The sequence below is a fragment of the Polaromonas sp. P1_E3 genome, from assembly GCF_056405935.1.
Window position 1 is genome coordinate 1 of record NZ_JBFUBD010000863.1, and the last position, 523, is coordinate 523.

Here is a 523-nt window from a genome sequence, read left to right on the forward strand (position 1 = left end):
CCATATCCACCCAGGTAGCCAATCTCGTCCATGTACGTCGCGAGGTTGAAGAAGCTTTCAGCTCGCAGGAAGTAACCGTCTTTGGGTTTTGGAACACCGCGGGCAAGCCGCAATACATCGTGCAGTAACGAGACCGAATCGGCCGTCTTGAACTGCACGTTACGCGTTCCCCCCTCGCTGCCGAACCCGAGCGCCAGTGCCAGGCCTTCGAGGACGGTAGATTTACCGGCTCCGTTTTCTCCGACGAAGAAAGTCACATTGGGATGAAAGTCGAAGTTTCCGAGTTCCTGGACGGCCGGGATACTGAATGGGTAAGTGCCGTAGTCAATCTCGGCGTCTGGCCGAAAGGACGCGCGGATCAAATAGGGGTTGATGCGTTTTGGCATGGTGGGTCTGAGGCCTAACGTTAGAGGTGACTGACACATGGACTGCCACGCGTCCTTTGTGACGTTGAGATTCGCCTTGGGCAAGCGACCTGCTTTCCATGGTCAACGGGCCTGCTGGTCATGGAACGACCCAAGCT

The 523-nt window shown here is 56.4% G+C and carries 1 protein-coding gene; it reads right to left on the reverse strand.

Annotated elements, in window-relative coordinates; genetic code table 11:
• On the reverse strand, positions 1-386 hold a 386-nt coding region (locus AC1D0Z_RS24010), incomplete at its 3' end, for an AAA family ATPase (protein WP_477660605.1).
• Between the last annotated feature and the right edge of the window lie 137 nt (positions 387-523).